At 47.7% G+C, this 17,077-nt stretch carries 15 protein-coding genes and 1 pseudogene; 5 read left to right on the forward strand and 11 right to left on the reverse strand.

Going from position 1 to position 17,077, the window contains the following annotated elements:
* Window positions 1-5: 5 nt before the first annotated feature.
* The 4 genes from zapA to EPH95_RS07760 form a co-directional block, all read right to left on the reverse strand.
* Window positions 6-269, reverse strand: a complete 264-nt coding sequence (gene zapA / locus EPH95_RS07745) for a cell division protein ZapA (protein WP_142088837.1) — start codon at window positions 267-269, stop codon at window positions 6-8.
* 360 nt (window positions 270-629) lie between these two features.
* Window positions 630-3,047, reverse strand: a complete 2,418-nt coding sequence (gene pheT / locus EPH95_RS07750) for a phenylalanine--tRNA ligase subunit beta (RefSeq protein ID WP_142088839.1) — start codon at window positions 3,045-3,047, stop codon at window positions 630-632.
* A gap of 32 nt (window positions 3,048-3,079) precedes the next feature.
* Window positions 3,080-4,114, reverse strand: a complete 1,035-nt coding sequence (gene pheS / locus EPH95_RS07755) for a phenylalanine--tRNA ligase subunit alpha (protein WP_142088841.1) — start codon at window positions 4,112-4,114, stop codon at window positions 3,080-3,082.
* 385 nt (window positions 4,115-4,499) lie between these two features.
* Window positions 4,500-6,068, reverse strand: coding sequence for an FAD-dependent oxidoreductase (locus EPH95_RS07760; protein ID WP_142088843.1), 1,569 nt, complete (start codon window positions 6,066-6,068; stop codon window positions 4,500-4,502).
* A gap of 308 nt (window positions 6,069-6,376) precedes the next feature.
* Between EPH95_RS07760 and EPH95_RS18775 the strand changes: the two genes are divergently transcribed.
* A complete protein-coding gene (locus EPH95_RS18775; protein WP_160141683.1) occupies window positions 6,377-6,526 on the forward strand; it encodes a hypothetical protein in 150 nt (49 codons plus the stop codon).
* A gap of 41 nt (window positions 6,527-6,567) precedes the next feature.
* On the opposite strand, the gene EPH95_RS07765 is transcribed toward EPH95_RS18775, so the two are convergent.
* The 3 genes and pseudogenes from EPH95_RS07765 to EPH95_RS19795 form a co-directional block, all read right to left on the reverse strand.
* Window positions 6,568-6,879, reverse strand: coding sequence for an MTH1187 family thiamine-binding protein (locus tag EPH95_RS07765; RefSeq protein ID WP_142088845.1), 312 nt, complete (start codon window positions 6,877-6,879; stop codon window positions 6,568-6,570).
* A 289-nt stretch (window positions 6,880-7,168) separates the two neighbouring features.
* Entirely contained in the window at window positions 7,169-7,966 is a 798-nt protein-coding gene (locus tag EPH95_RS07770) for an SDR family NAD(P)-dependent oxidoreductase (RefSeq protein ID WP_142088847.1), read from the reverse strand.
* Window positions 7,967-7,981: 15 nt separating this feature from the next.
* A pseudogene (locus EPH95_RS19795) lies at window positions 7,982-8,766 on the reverse strand (TrmH family RNA methyltransferase).
* 51 nt (window positions 8,767-8,817) lie between these two features.
* Here EPH95_RS19795 and sspI point away from each other — a divergent pair.
* Entirely contained in the window at window positions 8,818-9,024 is a 207-nt protein-coding gene (gene sspI, locus EPH95_RS07785) for a small acid-soluble spore protein SspI (RefSeq protein ID WP_142088853.1), read from the forward strand.
* Between the two features lie 60 nt (window positions 9,025-9,084).
* On the opposite strand, the gene EPH95_RS07790 is transcribed toward sspI, so the two are convergent.
* On the reverse strand, window positions 9,085-10,170 hold the full coding sequence (locus tag EPH95_RS07790) for a M42 family metallopeptidase (RefSeq protein WP_142088855.1): 1,086 nt from the start codon (window positions 10,168-10,170) through the stop codon (window positions 9,085-9,087).
* 162 nt (window positions 10,171-10,332) lie between these two features.
* Here EPH95_RS07790 and EPH95_RS07795 point away from each other — a divergent pair, with 162 nt between their 5' ends.
* Window positions 10,333-10,722 (forward strand): sigma-w pathway protein ysdB, encoded by a 390-nt coding sequence (locus tag EPH95_RS07795; protein ID WP_319592829.1) that lies wholly within the window; start codon window positions 10,333-10,335, stop codon window positions 10,720-10,722.
* Between the two features lie 82 nt (window positions 10,723-10,804).
* Here EPH95_RS07795 and EPH95_RS07800 read toward each other — a convergent pair whose 3' ends face one another.
* Window positions 10,805-12,970, reverse strand: coding sequence for a malate synthase G (locus EPH95_RS07800; protein ID WP_142088857.1), 2,166 nt, complete (start codon window positions 12,968-12,970; stop codon window positions 10,805-10,807).
* A 141-nt stretch (window positions 12,971-13,111) separates the two neighbouring features.
* On the opposite strand from EPH95_RS07800, the gene EPH95_RS07805 reads away from it, so the two are divergent.
* The gene (locus EPH95_RS07805) at window positions 13,112-14,017 is read left to right on the forward strand and encodes a LysR family transcriptional regulator (RefSeq protein WP_142088859.1); all 906 of its coding nucleotides are present in this window, start codon (window positions 13,112-13,114) and stop codon (window positions 14,015-14,017) included.
* Between the two features lie 141 nt (window positions 14,018-14,158).
* Here the strand turns inward: EPH95_RS07805 and EPH95_RS07810 are convergent, their stop codons facing one another.
* Window positions 14,159-15,205, reverse strand: a complete 1,047-nt coding sequence (locus EPH95_RS07810) for an IS30 family transposase (protein WP_142088861.1) — start codon at window positions 15,203-15,205, stop codon at window positions 14,159-14,161.
* A gap of 200 nt (window positions 15,206-15,405) precedes the next feature.
* Between EPH95_RS07810 and yhfH the strand changes: the two genes are divergently transcribed.
* On the forward strand, window positions 15,406-15,564 hold the full coding sequence (yhfH, locus tag EPH95_RS07815; protein ID WP_227004093.1) for a protein YhfH: 159 nt from the start codon (window positions 15,406-15,408) through the stop codon (window positions 15,562-15,564).
* A gap of 91 nt (window positions 15,565-15,655) precedes the next feature.
* Here yhfH and aceA read toward each other — a convergent pair whose 3' ends face one another.
* Window positions 15,656-16,945 carry an isocitrate lyase gene (gene aceA / locus EPH95_RS07820; protein ID WP_142088863.1) on the reverse strand — a complete coding sequence of 430 codons (1,290 nt, stop codon included), beginning with the start codon at window positions 16,943-16,945 and terminating at the stop codon, window positions 15,656-15,658.
* Window positions 16,946-17,077 lie beyond the last annotated feature (132 nt).

The raw sequence follows: 17,077 nt of genomic DNA on the forward strand, positions 1-17,077 counted from the left end.
CGTATTTAGTCCTCTTCTTCCGAAATGTATCCTTGATCCTTTTGCATTTTCAAATACTCATCCGCAATATTGATCGCTGTAAGGACAGCGAGGCGCCTCGTATCAAGGTAAGGGTTCACCCTTTTCATTTCTCTCATTTTAGCATCCACATGCTTGGAAACATCATTGACATGATTCTTTGATTCATCACTGATAACCGTATATTGATCCCCATAGATCGTGACCGTTGTTCGTCTTTTATCCTGATTGTTTGCTTGCTGACCAGCCACCTGCGAGCGCCTCCCTTTACACCGCGTACGTGTTATAATTTCTATCAGAAGTTGTTCAAAAGTCTGTAAAAAAGATCCAGAAAAAGTCTTAAGAAGCAGGTGCTTCGAGGTTAAAAGCAGAGTGCCCGAAGCCGCGCTTCCCTGCACATTGGCTCATTGAAAATCAAAATCAATGAAAAACGAACATACTAACCCTATGATATCTCTCATCATAACAGATTCCGGAGCCAATGAAAAATAACGGACTTAGATCAATTTCCAACCGTTCTTCAATCTCACGAAGAGGTAGGGGAACCCCCGAAGCGTGACAGCACGGAACGTCTTGTACGTAAAAAAAGCACCCGCCAGGGGTGCTTTTTCCTACTCGCGCAAGGATGCGCCTAGGCGCGAGCGCAGGGAAGCTACAATTTCATCGTGAATCTCCGCGATCTCTTCATCTTTCAGTGTGCGTTCGCGGTTTAGATAAAGCAGCGAATACGCGAGCGATTTTTTGCCTGCTTCGATGTTGTCCCCTTGATAGACATCAAACAGATGAATATCTTCCAACCATTCTCCCGAAGCCTCCGCGATGACCGCTTCCACTTCAGCCGCGGCAATATTCGCATCGGCAACAACGGCCAAATCTCTTCTTATGGCAGGAAAGCGAGGCAACGGTTGGTAGCGGAACTCCTCGTTATCCGCGGCAAATATCACTTTTGCATTTAATTCAAACAGATAAGTGGCCGACAATCCATACGCCTCTTGTTCGAGCGGATGAAGCTGCCCAAGGAAACCAACGGTTTCGCCATCAATAAGCACCTCAGCGGATCGTCCCGGATGCATCCCTTCCCGTTTGCGGGCGCGAAATGATACGTTCTTTTCTTTTCCCGCTTGCTTTAACATGCCTTCAACCATTCCTTTTACGACATAGAAATCAACCTCGATTTCTTCCCCGTTCCAAGCATGATTGTACCACTGGCCGCTTAAAACGCCAGCTACATGTTCATGCTCCGCCGGTTGCTTATTTTCATCCGCTTGGGCTTCAAAAACTGTACCTATCTCAAACAAAAAGAAATCATCAAGCTGGCGGTTCGCGTTATAAACACCGCCCTCCAAAAGATGAGGGATCAGGCTTCTTCGCAAAACTTCACGCTCTTCACTCATAGGCATCAGCACACGCATCTTGTGGTTACTTTGGGGCAGTAAAAATTTATTTGCCTTTTGTACACTTGTGAGAGAATAAGTGATTGCTTCTTGCATGCCCGTGCTTTCCAGAAACCGGCGCAATCTGCGACGGCGTTTTTGCTCGTCTGTCAAAGCCCCGGCTGAGCGCGCACCAACCGGCAATGTAGTCGGGATACGATCATACCCATACAAACGCGCGATTTCTTCCATTAAATCTTCTTCAATCGAAAGGTCGAGGCGTCTTGAAGGGATACGGACCTGCCATTTATTTCCGATATCCGTCACTTCCAAACCGAGCCGATGCAACAACGTCTCGACTTCCTCCGCGCCAAGTTCCGTGCCAAGCCGCATGTTTACCCGCCCTAAATTCAAGTGAACTTCTTGTACAACAGGCGGCAGTTCCCCCGATTCAACTGTACCTTTCAGCACAAGGCCGCCGGTAATTTGTTCTATTAATGTGGCTGCCCTTTCCGCAGCTTCGGCAGTGCGCTCGAAATCAAGCCCTTTTTCGAATCGCTGGCTTGATTCACTGCGCAATCCTAACTTTCCCGATGTTTTTCTGACTTGCAACGCATCAAATTGTGCGGATTCCAACAAAACGCTGGTGGTGTCCGTCTGCACTTCTGCTGAGGCACCGCCCATCACGCCAGCGATTGCCATCGGAGCATTGCCATTCGTGATCAACACTTCCCCGCCGGAGAGAGTTCGATCCTGTCCATCCAACGTCTCGATTTTTTCCTCTTGTTCCGCTCGTCTCGTCACGATTTCCTCGGAACCAAACCGGTCATAGTCAAAAGCATGGAGGGGTTGCCCATACTCCAACAAGACGTAGTTTGTAATATCCACAATATTGTTGATCGGACGAATGCCGGCAGCCATTAAACGTGTCTGCAGCCATAGCGGCGATGGAGCCACCGTTACTTTATCGATCACTTTCGCCCCGTAATAAGGAACGTCTTCGCCATTGGTGACTTCAACGGCGATACGATCGGCGGCATTTTTACGAATCACTCCATGTGTGTACTCGGGATGGTGAATCGGGCGATCCAACAACGCGGACAATTCGTAAGCGACCCCGAGCATGCTTAAACAGTCCGGCCGGTTCGGGGTCAAATCAAGTTCCATGATCACATCGTTCAACCCCAGTATCTCAAGTGCGTCATCCCCGGATGCTGCTTTTTCCGGCAATTCCACAATTTGATCTTGCTCCGTTTTTGCCAGCAACTGTTCATTGAACCCCAGTTCATCCAATGCGCAAATCATGCCCGCGGATGGTTCACCGCGAATGGTCGTTTCTTCTATTTTTTTATTTCCAGGCAAAATCGTCCCCGGCATTGCTACGGCAACTTTTTGTCCTTTTTGCACATTACTTGCGCCACAGATGATTTGCTGCGTCTGCTCCCCAACATCCACTTGGCAAACCGTTAATTTTTCTGCTTCCGGGTGAGGAGTTGTCTCCTGCACCTCCCCGACGATGACACCATCGGTTCCGTTATGATAGCGATGAAGTCGATCAACTTCTACCCCTCCGCGGGTGAGTTTTTCAGCGACCTCCTCCGGGGTAACATCCGATAAATCAATATAATCCGTTAACCATTGATAGGAAACGAGCATCGTCGCTTCACCTTCCTTCTTTTTGTGATGGCTTATAAATGTTGGAACTGTGATAAAAAGCGCGTGTCATTCGTGTAAAAATGACGGATATCGTCAATGCCGTATTTCAGCATGGCAAAACGTTCCACGCCCATGCCAAACGCGAATCCACTATAGACATCGGGATCAAAACCATTTAATTCCAAAACACGCGGGTGAACCATCCCCGAACCTAACACTTCAATCCAGCCGCTTTGCTTGCATATTCTGCAACCTTCACCGGCACAAATGCCGCAAGTGACATCGATCTCAGCTGAAGGTTCAGTAAATGGAAAGAAGCTGGGGCGCAACCGAATTTCTCGGTCCCGGCCAAAATATTGTTTCACAAACGTATCAAATATCCCTTTCAAGTCACTCATTCGCACATTTTCATCGACGTACAGCCCTTCAATTTGCATAAATTGATGGGAGTGGGTGGCGTCATCTTCGTCGCGGCGATAGACTTTTCCCGGACAAATAATCCTTACCGGCCCTTCCCCCTCATGCTTTTGCAATGTCCGTGCCTGCACCGGTGACGTTTGCGTTCGCAAAAGGGTGTCATCACTAATGTAAAAAGAATCTTGCATATCACGGGCTGGATGATTCGGAGGTAAATTGATCATTTCGAAGTTATAATAATCCGTTTCAACTTCAGGCCCTTCCGTCACTTCAAACCCCAAGCCGATAAAAATATCCTCGATCTCTTCCACAACGGCGGTAAGCGGATGGGTGGACCCCTGATTCATCGGCCGTCCCGGCAAGGTCACATCGATTTCTTCGTTTGCAAGCCTTTGTTCCAATTCGGCTTGCTCAAAAACCTCTGCTTTCTTGGCCAGTTCCTCTTGTATACGCTCGCGGACCTCATTGGCCTTTTGGCCAACGACAGGTCTTTCTTCGGCAGATAGTTGCCCCATCCCGCGAAGCACTTCTGTAATGGCGCCTTTTTTTCCAAGATAACGGATACGCACTTGTTCGAGTGCCTTCTTGTCATCGCTTGTCTGTATGGCTTCGAGCGCTTCTGATTCAAGCGTCTTTAATCGTTCAATCATCTCGTATATCCTCCTTCGCACGGCGAGGCCGCCGGTTTATTTTTTCATTCTTAAAGTGCACATAAAAAACCTCCGCCCCCTAAAAAAGGGACGAAGGTTTCGCGGTACCACCCTTGTTAACGACAACAACTGTCGCTCACTCTTGCAAGTAACGGCTTGCGCCCGGTACACTTTTTTCTATCGGTGAACGATGACGTCCCCGTACTTTTTCAGTGCCAACTCCAGAGTGAATTCCAAGGTTCTTAACGCAGGGAAGCTTCCAATCCATGACTCCCCCTTCCTGGCCGCCAGTGTTCCAAGTACTACGCTCTTTCCTTGTTTTTTGATCAATATTCTTGTCTAACAACCAGTATAATCCGTTTTTTTATCTGTTTCAAGTCATACCTCAATAACCGGACCGCTCGCTCATCATGCTTTCAATCATTTTATATTCTTTTTGCAAAGGTTTTTCTGCCGGCCCCTCGATCACTTCGCCGGAGTAGGAAAACCTTGAGCCGTGGCAAGGACAGTCCCAAGTGCGGTCCGCACCGTTCCAATTCACCTCGCAGCCAACGTGGGTGCAAGTGGTGTCAACGACGTGAAGCTCACCATCTTTATCTCTATACGCACCCTTTCGTTTTCCGTCAACCCGCACGACAGCGCCTTCGTCCTTTGCCAAGCCTTTCATTTCCTTGTTGGATGACTCTGCTTTGCCTTCGACGAGATGCTTCGCCACATCGAAATTTTCTTTCAAAAAATGTTTCAGGCTGGGATCGGCATGAAAACGGGAGGGTGTAAAAAGGGACGCGTAACGGTTCTCTTTTTCCAGCACAAGATCTTTCAGCAACAGCGCAGCAGCTGTCCCATTAGTCATCCCCCACTTTCGGTAACCGGTGGCAACAAGAATGTTTTGCTCGGAAGTTTGCGAGGTCAAAGGGCCGATATAAGGAAGTTTGTCCAGCGTCGTCAAATCTTGCGTGGACCAACGGTTGACCTGTTTTTCGATGCCTAGCACATCATCTCCGAACGTTTGCAAAGCGTTGTAGTGTTCATGTGTGTCTATTCCCTGTCCCGTCTTATGGCTTTCTCCGCCAACCAAAACCAACTCTTCCCCGTCAATGTTGGCAGAACGAAGCGATCGCGTGGGATGATCCACGCTTAAATACATGCCGCCCTGGTACTCCGTCTTTGGTTTTATGGCAACGACATAGGAACGCTCCGCGTGCATTCTGGTAAAATAAAAACCAGTTCCTTCATAAAATGGAAAATGTGAACAAGATAAAATATATTTTGCCTGGACACGGGCATCCCCGCGGGTAATCACGGATTGCTCCTCTCCCCGTTCCACATGGACGGCCGTTGTGTTTTCAAAAATCCGGCCGCCTTTGTCAACGATGGTTTTTATAAGCGGTGATAAATAATGGAGGGGATGGAATTGGGCCTGATCCTTCATCACCAACGCATTTTTGACGTTCATATCAATCGGAAGTTCCTCAAGAAGCTCCCCGTCGATATTTAGCTTTTCATAAGCCGCTGCTTCTTTTTCCAATTTCTTTTTATATTTCGGAGTTGTTGCGTAAAGATAAGCGTCTTGCGTGCGAAAATCACAGTTGATCCCATGCTCGTCAATCGTTTCACGAATAAACGCCATTGCTTCCTGACTCGCTTCATAGTACAACCGTGCATTTGTCTGTCCAAAATGTTGGATAAATTCATCGTAGATCATGCCGTGTTGAGCGGTAACTTTCGCGGTGGTATGCCCGGTTGTTCCATTGAGCAGTTTTCCGGCTTCTACCAACGCAACTTGAAACCCTTCCCGGACGAGGAGATAGGCGGCGGTAATGCCTGTAATCCCCCCGCCCACAATAACAACATCTGTGTTAATATCATCTTTTAACGGATCAAAGTCCGGGATGTCTGCCGATGCTTGCCAAGACGTTTCCGCAAACTTTTCTTCGGTATGTTGATCTGCCATTCAAATGCGCTCCTTCATAAATATAAGATGCGATTATTATTTACAACTTATATCTGGGTATGCGTGTGAAGGAGGTGCGTGCTATCGCATTCCCGAGCTCAGGGAACATGGCGACCGAACTTGATCGAGGCCGGCCTTCTCGGGCGCCATGAAGCGGCCATACACTAAATAGGGTTTGCTGAAATGAAAAAATTCTTTCTGTTGCAGGGGGTTTCCCCTGATGTGTAGAAAGAGAAATGCAAGGAAAAATGGCCGCTCATGGCTAAACCTTTGCACCTTATGGTCAACATGCGGGGGATGGCGCTGCAATGGCGAAGACTCCAGCGGAAAAACGGACGAGCCAAGACCCCGCAGCGCTGATCTTGCGCGAGGAGGCATGGCCGTTCGTCCGCGGAAAGCGAAGCCATGGAAGCGACATCCCGCCCTTGCGATCAAGTTGTTCAGCAGCCTCTAAATAAGGCGAACGGGATCCTCCCCGTTCGCCTTCACACCACAAGGTTTAATTTTTAAATTGATTGACGCGTGCTTTTTTCTCTTCGATTGTATGTGCTTCCCCGTCTCTTCGGTCATCGATACGAATATCGGTAGAAATTCTTGTCCATCCGCGCTGCACCGGCACATTGTGAAGCGCTTGAATCACGGTGAACAAATCCTCGATATCGCCTTCAATGACGGTACTCATCGGAGTTAATTCATATTTCACTTTATCTTTGTGTTTATCCAATTCTTCATGGATAGCCGCGACTTCTTCGCCTAGACTACTGTTTTTCTCTTCCACAATCGGTACAATGGAAATGTCTGCCATCGCCATGATCAAAATCCTCCTTTAATATCTTCTGCTATAATTCCGTTTCCCATTTCGTTGCGGCCGAAAACGTCCATTTTTCTTTTGGGACAATCTCAGGCTTGGAGATTCGGACATTTTTATAGGCTTAGATCCATAAACAGTCCGAACTAATCCATGGTTCGGACAATTGTTTTCATGCTCCAAATCCAAAGTGTCCGAGCTATGCACTGGTTCGGACAATTCTAAAGGGACCGATTCATTCATTGTCCGAACCGGATCTCATATAGGTAAATTTTTCCATTTAATTAGCCTTTTACCGCATGACACTGCCGCCGGAGATTTTTACGCTTTCTCCAACGATGTTTACAGCAGCGTCCGTGAGGAGATAGGCTATGGTATTCGCCACTTCTTCCGGTTCCGTGATACGGCCGGAAGGCAAACCTGCTTGTACGTCTCTCATCTGCTCTAAATATGAACGATCATTTCGCTCCGCTTTTCGTTCAATGGATTGTTTACCCATCTCTGTGTTCACAAACCCTGGGGAAACCGCATTTACTCGCACCCCGTGTTCGATTGCTTCAACGGCAAACGATTGCGTAAAACCAATCAAAGCAAATTTGCTGCCGGCATAAGCAGTATTCGCAAAAGTTCCCCGCATGCCGGATAAGGATGAAACGTTCACGATCGCTCCCTGTTGTTTTTCCATCATTTGCTTGTACGCGTGTTTGCTGAGCATTACAGCCGAATAATAATTTAACGCCATCAACTCATGCAAAAAACCTTCATCCATGTCTTCTATCTTTTGATTGCCGGCTATGCCCGCCGAATTGACCAATCCTGAGATCAAACCAAACCGTCCCCGTGCATCTTCCACAAGCGCGCGACGGCTTTCTTCGGAATTGAGATCAGCCGGACGCACATAAATATTACTCGCGTCCGTTATTTCTTCCAGTTCTTTTTGCAAATCATGTAGTTTTTCTTCGTTCCGGGCGGTAATGGTAACAAGAGCCCCCATGGAGACAGCCACCTTTGCTGTTTCCTTGCCAATCCCGCCTGTGGCTCCCGTAATCAGCACATGTTCATTTTGCAAAGCAGTTTCTGAAAAAATCATCGTATCCCTCTTTCTTTAGCGAATCCAGTCATACATGATGATTCCCGCGGCCACAGCTACGTTCAATGATTCAGCTTTCCCTAAAATGGGGACGGACACTTTTTCGTCTGCTACGCTCAATAAAGCCGGAGATATTCCTTGCGCCTCATTTCCGAGGAGCAATGCATACGGTGCTCCCTGAGGCTTCGCGTCTCGATAAGAAAGCCCCGTATGCATGTCGGTACCATAGATCATGATTCCTTCCGCCTTCAAAGCAGAAACCACATTTTTTAAATCTGACGTAATTACCGGAAGATGAAACATGGCCCTTGAGTCGCGCGAATCACTTTCGGGTTGTACAGATCAACGGTGTCTTCACTTACATAAATTCCGGCCAATCCTGCCGCTTCCGCGGTGCGGATCATTGTGCCAAGGTTTCCCGGGTCGCGTATCCCATCAAGGAGCAAAACACTTCCGTTCGTCCCTTCATCTTCAGGGGGAATTTTGCAAACCGCGAGCCACCCCTGGGGGGACTCGGTGGCCGAAATCATCGCAAATACGGAACCGCTCACTTCAACGACGCGATGATCTCCGATATCAACCGACAGCAATGGGGCCTCCTCGCTTGTTACAAGCATGTCTACATAAGCATTCGCCGCTAACGCTTCTTCGACTAAATGGACCCCTTCAACGAGAAAGCGGCGTTCCTTCATACGGTATTTTTTTTGCCGATATTTCTTAATCTTTTTGATTAATGGATTGTTTACGGATGTTATCATTCGTATCCCTCGCTCACACGTATGTATAAGAGAGCATAGCATTTCTCATCCTAGTAAAGCGAATGACTCGTTTTCACATAAGGAGGGAATCCCATGGATTTTAACTTGCGCAATGCTATATTGGATAACGTATCCGGAAGTGATACGTCACAAATCGAAGCCACGATCAACGATGCCATGAATAGCGGCGAAGAGAAAATGTTGCCCGGCTTAGGCGTATTGTTTGAAGTGTACTGGAATGAAGTGGATCAAGAGGAAAGACAGGAAGTGATCAATCAGATTGCAAACGGGGTCCGCTAACAACCCGAAGACAGCGTCCCCGCAACTAATCGTTACGGGGACGTTCACCATTCTGTCCTATCATTGGAATGTAATTTGTTTCACCGTGTCGTCATCGAGTTTTTCAATGACCGCCACGATTAAATCAACGGCATGCTCAAAATCATCCCGATGCAAAATTCCGGCATGCGTATGAATATAACGGGTTGCTACACTGATGGAAAGGGCAGGGACACCGTCCGCGGTTAAATGGATCGCCCCTCCGTCGGTTCCGCCTGCAGCCATCGCGTCAAATTGGTAAGGGATGTCAATTTCTTCAGCTGTATCGACGACGAAGTCACGCAAGCCTTTGTGTGAAATCAGGGATGCGTCATAAACGAGGATTTGCGGCCCGTGTCCGATATCGGCCCGTGCTTCATCCTTGGAAATGCCCGGTGTATCACCGGCAATACCGACATCGACGGCAAAACCAATATCAGGTTGAATGGCATGCGCTGATGTTCGCGCCCCTCGCAACCCAACTTCTTCCTGGACGGTACCGACCCCGTAGACAACGTTCGGATGCGTTTTCCCTTCCAGTTTTTTCAACACTTCAATAGCAATCGCGCACCCGATCCGGTTATCCCATGCTTTTGCCATCATCAATTTCTCGTTATTCATAACGGTAAAGTCACAAATAGGGACCACCGAATCGCCCGGCCGCACGCCAAATTCTTCAGCTTCTTCTTTGTTTGCGGCGCCGATATCAATAAACATCTCTTTTTTATCAACCACTTTTTTGCGTTGATCGGCAGGAAGCACATGCGGTGGCTTTGATCCGATCACGCCGACAATGGTCCCTTTTTTTGTGAGCACATTGACGCGTTGCGCGAGCATCACTTGCTCCCACCAACCACCGAGGGTTTGAAACTTCAAAAAACCGTTATCGTCAATTTGCGTGACCATGAAGCCGACTTCATCAAGATGGCCGGCAACCATTACCTTCGGTCCGCCTTCTTTCCCCGTCTTTTTTGCAATTAAGCTTCCCAAATTGTCGGTGGTGACTTCATCCGCATACGGAGCAATATGCTTCTCCATCACTTCGCGGGACTCCCGTTCGTTCCCCGGCACAGCGTTCGCGTCTGTTAACTCTTTTAGCATTGTTTGTGTTTCGTCTAATTGTGTCACCTTAACGGCCTCCTTCTCCCATCCTGAACATCTATTGGCAGTATACGCCCCATTCATCGTTCCCACAATCAAAAGACCTTCTGTTTCTATTGTCGTGAAAGCGGGTAAACATCTATAATAAGGGTACACGATATCAGGGGAACCTGAAATGAGGGGGATAAAATGATGACCCTGTTGCTTCAATTGTTCGTGCTGGCCGCTCTGATCATTCTTGTTTATACCATTGTCCGCTATTTGCGCAGCCCTTTACGAAAATTGGAGCAGGCGCAAAACGACAATCAATATTTTCTGTATGATGATAGGGAACATGTGCGTAAAAATTTATTCCTCACGTATAAAGGCGCGATGTTTGAAGGAGAAAAACACGTCGGATCCACCGACCGCTCTTTTGAAGTCGTTCGCATATCGGTACGCCCAAAACGAACAGATAAGCTGGAAGGCTTGGAATATGATGACTTCATGTTTATTGAAAAAGAAATCAAAGACCACTACCCTCATGCTTCGATCGATTGGAAAAGTCCGGTTAATGAGTTGATGAAAAAAAGAAAATAAACGCAACCCAGGATCAGGCACGTCATTTGGATGCAACGGAAAAGCAGCGCTCGTGATGCCATCACGAGCGCTGCTTTTTTATTTATCGTGCAACCATCTTAGCTTTTGCTTCTTGCCGCCGGCGGTGCAAGATTGGCTCTGTATATCCATTCGGTTGTTCCTTCCCTTTGAATACGAGGTCGCAACCTGCTTGGAAAGCAACAGAGTTATCGTAATCCGGCGCCATCGGCGTATAGTTCGGGTCCCCGGCGTTTTGTTCGTCGACAACCTTAGCCATGCGTTTGAGTGTCTCCAGCACTTGTTCTTCGCTGCAGATACCGTGATGGAGCCAGTTCGTCATATGCTGGCTGGAAATTCTTAACGTTGCCCGATCTTCCATGAGATCGACGTTGTCAATATCCGGAACGGAAGAACTTCCGACACCTTGGTCAATCCAGCGCACGACATAGCCGAGAATGCCCTGTGCGTTATTGTCCAGCTCTTGCTGAATTTCCTTCTCGCTCCACTGTCGAGTAGCGTCAATCGGAAGCTCCAGCATCTCATCTCGATATTCGCCTTGTGTGATTGCTTGTTGCACTTTAAACACGTCAACATCATGATAGTGAAGGGCATGAAGCGTTGCCGCCGTCGGAGACGGTACCCAAGCTGTATTCGCACCTGCTTTTAGCTGGCCGTCTTTCTTGTCCATCATGTCTTTCATGAGTTTCGGCATGGCCCACATCCCTTTGCCGATTTGGGCTTTCCCGCGGAAACCACTGTTCACCCCTACATTGACATTCGAATCTTCATAGGCTTGTAACCATGTAGAAGCCTTCATCTCGTTTTTTCGAATCATCGGCCCGAGTTCCATCGAAGTGTGAATTTCATCCCCTGTACGGTCGAGAAAACCTGTGTTAATAAAAATAATACGTTCCCGCGCCTCGTAAATACAATTTTTAAGGTTCAACGAGGTGCGTCGTTCCTCGTCCATCACCCCGACTTTAATCGTATGGCGTTTCAAACCGAGCATATCCTCGACGCGGTCGAAGAGGTCATTTGTAAAGGCGACTTCTTCCGAACCGTGCATTTTCGGCTTCACAATATAGATAGAACCTTCGGCGGAGTTCTGAAAATTTCCATTGCCGAGCACATCTTGTTTTGCCGCGAGACTTGTAACGACAGCATCCAAAATGCCTTCCGGCACCGGCTGTCCGTTTTCATCCAAAATGGCGTCACTCGTCATCAAATGGCCGACGTTACGGTTGAACATGAGCGAACGGCCGGGCAGCGTGAACGATTCGCCGAATGGACTTGAATACGTGCGATCCGGATGTAGTTTTCGCGTGATCGTTTGATTTCCCTTGGTGAACGTTTTTGTTAATGTGCCGTTCATTAACCCAAGCCAATTCCGGTAAACGTCCACTTTGTCTTCAGCGTCTACCGCCGCAACGGAATCTTCACAATCAATGATCGTCGTGATCGCAGACTCTACATACACGTCTTTTACGTGGGCTTCATCCGTTTTCCCAATAGGATGATTAGCGTCAATCTGGATTTCAAAATACAACCCATGATTTTTAAACAACATAGCGGCGGGACTGTCCCCTTTTTCTCCTTGTGTGCCTAAAAACTGTTTGGCATTTTGAAGCGTAACGGATTTTCCGCCGATATCTACGTAAAGAATGCCATTTTCAACTTTGTACTGCTTGGCGTCTTTATGGGAACCTTCCGTCAACGGAATCGCTTCATCCAACCAACGTTTTGCGTAAGCCACCACTTTGTCTCCACGCACCGGGTTATAAGATGTCCCCTGCTCGGCTCCATCTTTTTCAGGAATAATGTCGCTGCCATACAGCGCGTCATATAAACTTCCCCAGCGGGCGTTGGCTGCGTTCAACGCATAGCGGCCGTTTTTAACCGGTACAACGAGTTGCGGTCCCGGCTGCGCGGTGATTTCCGGATCTACATTTTCCGTAGTAATCTCGAAATCATCAACTTCCTTTTCCAAATACCCGATTTCCTTTAAGAAAGCTTCATATGCTTCTTGAAAATAATCGTCCTGATTGTCTCGATTCCACTGATCGATCTTTTCCTGGATTTCCTCGCGTTTTTTTAATAATTTTTTATTTCGTCCGGAAAAGTCCCGAATAAGCCGTTCAAAATCTGCCCAAAATTGCTCCGCCGTTAAACCGCTATCGACGAGCGCTTCCTGATTGATAAATTCATAGAGCGACGCCTCGACGGTAAGATTTCCTATTTTTTCACTCATACCCTTCGCCTCCCAAATGATTGATTTATGCTTGCTTCTATTATATAACACAGGTAGAATGATTTAAAATGAATATTTAGAATGGTTATTATGCATATAAGTTATATTAGCACAACGTTATCGAAAAAAGGCGGGGTCAGAATGGATATTCGGCAATTGCAATATTTCACCGAAGTTGCAAAAAGCCAAAGCTTCACAAAAGCAGCCTCATATTTGCACATCTCCCAACCTTCTTTAAGCAAGGCTATCAAGCGTTTGGAAGACGAACTCGACGTCCCCTTGTTCCACCGTTCCTCCAAACAATTGCATTTAACGGATGCCGGCAAAGCAGTTTTAAACAATACGAAGCATGTTTTAGACTCTTTTCATCATTTAACCGCCGAGCTCTCGGATATGATGGATTTGAAAAAAGGGGAAATAAAAATAGGCATCCCTCCGATTATCGGCGCTTCTTTTATCGCGCAACTCATTAGCGCATACAAGGAACAACACCCTGCCGTTGACTTGCGGTTAACGGAGGTTGGCAGCAAACGCATTAAACAAGGCATCGATGACGGAACACTGGATATCGGATTTATCTGCAACATCCCTTATCAAAAAGAAAATTTTGAAGTGGTTAAAATGTTCAAAGATCCACTTGTGTTTGTCGCGCACCAGGAGCATCCATTCAGTAAACGGGAGACAATCTCCATAGCCGAGTTGGAAAACGAGCCGCTCGTCTTATATCAAAACGATTTTTCCTTGCATGATTCCATCATTGATGCATGCCTTAAAAATGGCTTTTATCCGCAAGTCGTTTGTGAAAGCACCCAAAAAGATTTTATGCTGGAAATGGTCAATGCCAGGCTGGGTGTCGCCCTGCTCCCACGGCAAATTGCGAATGAAATGCCGAATGGCATGTTGTCCAGCCTTCCGTTACGTGAATCTGACCTCATCCATTTGGAGCTAGGAATGCTTTGGAAAAAAAATATGTATTTGTCACACGCCGCCCGCGCCTTCGTGGAGACAGCGAATCGATTTTTTCAATCGTCTCAAGATGCTCCCTAGCTAGAGGTGCCCGTTGTTGTTTTAACAGCGGTTTTTTTTAACTCCAAAAATTTTTCCTTAAATGCAAGTATAAATGCAACACTTTGGGACAACTTGGGATTCCGTGTATCAGCGGAAAGGGTTTTCCTTCCAAGGGGCGGGCTAGCCCGCCCCTTGGATCGCGGCCTCAAAGGCCTCGTCGGGCGTTTGATAGCCCAAAATCTTTCGCGGCAGCTCGTTCGTCCACGCTTCGGCCCGTTCGATGGTTTCGTCCGGAATCTCCTGGATGGCTTTGCCCTTCGGGATAAAGCGGCGCAGAAGCTCGTTGTGTCGTTCATTTGTGCCTCGTTCGAATGAAGCATACGGATGGGCGAAATAAGCGCGGACGTTCTGATGCTGGCACCAGTCATGAAGGTCGCTGAATTCTCCGCCGTTGTCTGCGGTGATCGTTTGAAAGATCGATGGGGCCTGATGCCCATACCCTTTGAAAAGATCGGTGAGGGCAGCGTTGACGGCTTCAGCTGTCGGCTCCGACAACCGGCGCACAATCTCCTTGCGTGTGCTTCGCTCCGTAAGCGTCAGGAGGGCCTGGCCTTTCGTGCGTTTGCCTCGTACCGTGTCGATCTCCCAATGCCCGACGGTTCCGCGGGTGTCCACGTCCGACTCACGTTCTTCGATGCTCGGGCCCAACACTTTTTTGTGCTGGCGAGAACGTCGCTTCTTCGTGGAACGGCGCACTTTCAAGTGCAGATCAATGTTCTTCACGTCAAGGAGCCCATCGTCGATGTAGGTGTAAAGGGTGCGCGTACACGGGATCGGAACCTCCCAGTCTCCTTGCGCTCTTGCACGTCCCACGCACACATCCGGTGACCATTTCTCTTGGAGCATTTTCTTTACCGCCCAACCCAAAAATGGGCTGGCTGCCTCCATCAACCATCGGCGCTTACGTCCGCAGTTCTGCCGGTTCGTTTCATACACACACTGACTCGTATCGGCGAAATATTTCCGTGTCACCTTCAAGTTGGAACCGAGCTGCTCTACGCTCCCACGATCTAACTCGCGCTTGATGGTACTCGCTGGACGGCCAAGTTCCCTTGCAATGGCACGAGGACCCAATCCTTGTTTGTGTAGGCCCTGGATTTCGCCGCGCTCGGTTTGGGTGAGATGTTTGTTCTTACGCTCCACTGTGCTAGAATCGGTGTGAGCCATCGGTAAGACCTCCGTAATCATGGGTTTTGGTAACTTTCATGATACACGGTCTTACCATGGCTTTCCTAGTTTCAGAGTGTTGCATTTGATTTTACAATGAAGCTCCAAAAATTTTTTCAATATTTTTGTGCAACAGGTATTGATTTTTAACAACTGTTATAATACAATGATTTTAACAAACAAGAGTGGAGGGTTTCCTTATGAAAAGCACAAACATTATGGAGCGCACAACGAACTTTGTTTATCCCCCGCCATCAAACGAACCACGCATTTGCCATGATTGCGGAGAAACCATCAGCGAAGTCCCGGAAGCCTATTTTACACAGTGCGAAAAATGCATGCGCGTAAACAATGACTAAGTAAAAACGACTCCACACAGGAGTCGTTTTTACTTTTTGTTATAATACAGAAAAACAGCCGGTGCCCCGTGGACCGGCTGTTTTTTTATAGTTAATTTTGGAATTGAGCGGTTTCTGTCGAGCCTGAAAGGGCGGTTGTTGACGAGGTTCCTCCTGAAATGGTCTGTGAAACTTCGTCGAAATATCCAGTACCGACTTCCCGTTGATGGCGGGTTGCGGTATATCCGTCTTTTTCCGCGGCAAACTCGGCCTGTTGCAATTCGGAATACGCCCCCATTCCTCTTTCTTTGTAGCCTCGAGCAAGTTGGAACATGCTGTGATTAAGGGCATGGAATCCAGCGAGGGTAACGAATTGAAATTTATATCCCATCTTGGCAATCTCTTGCTGGAACGTTTCAATCGTATCTTTATCGAGGTTTCCTTCCCAATTAAAGGATGGCGAGCAGTTATAGGCAAGCATTTTATCCGGATACTGCTCATGGATCGCGTCTGCAAACTTTTGCGCTTCTTCCAAGTTCGGCGTCGATGTTTCACACCAGATTAAATCAGCGTAAGGCGCATATGCCAACCCGCGTGCAATCGCCTGGTCGATACCAGCCCTCGTGCGGTAAAAGCCTTCATCCGTCCGTTCACCGGTAATAAATTCCGCATCGGCAGGATCGACATCGCTGGTGATCAAGTCAGCCGCGTCCGCGTCTGTACGTGCGAGTAAGACGGTCGGTACACCTGAAACATCTGCAGCCAAACGCGCGGATACAAGATTTCTTACGGCGTTTTGTGTTGGAAGCAACACTTTTCCGCCAAGGTGGCCGCATTTCTTTTCCGAGGCCAATTGGTCTTCAAGGTGCACCCCGGAAGCGCCGGCTTCAATCATCGCTTTCATTAATTCAAAAACGTTCAGCTGCCCGCCAAAACCTGCTTCGGCATCGGCAACGATCGGGGCGAAATAATCGATGTCCCCTTCGCCTTCCATGTGCTGAATTTGATCCGCACGCATTAATGCATTATTAATCCGTTTAACCACGTTCGGAACGGAGTTCGCCGGATACAAGCTTTGATCCGGATACATTTCACCGGCAACGTTCGCATCTGCGGCCACTTGCCATCCACTTAAGTAGATCGCATTCAACCCGGCTTTCACTTGTTGCACGGCCTGATTCCCGGTAAGAGCGCCTAGAGAGTTTACATAATCTTCATTTTTCAAGCTATCCCACAGCTTTTCCGCCCCTTTGCGAGCAAGCGTATGTTCAATTTGCAAAGAACCGCGCAACCGTACAACATCTTCGGCCGAATACGGGCGCTTTATCCCTTGCCAACGTTCTTCTGTTTCCCACTGTCTGTTTAATTCGTCTACCTGCTGTTGGAATGATTGTTGTGCCATAACCCATTCTCCTCTCTGATAAAACGCGCGAAGCCTAATTTCAAGGCTTTTCAACGCTGTTTTAATACAGTTAATATCTTATGTTTTTAATATATAACAGAGTCACTAATTATGCAACCGTTTTTCGTAAAT

It is taken from the genome of Salicibibacter halophilus, from assembly GCF_006740705.1.
In the GTDB taxonomy this organism is placed as follows: Bacteria; Bacillota; Bacilli; order Bacillales; family Marinococcaceae; genus Salicibibacter; species Salicibibacter halophilus.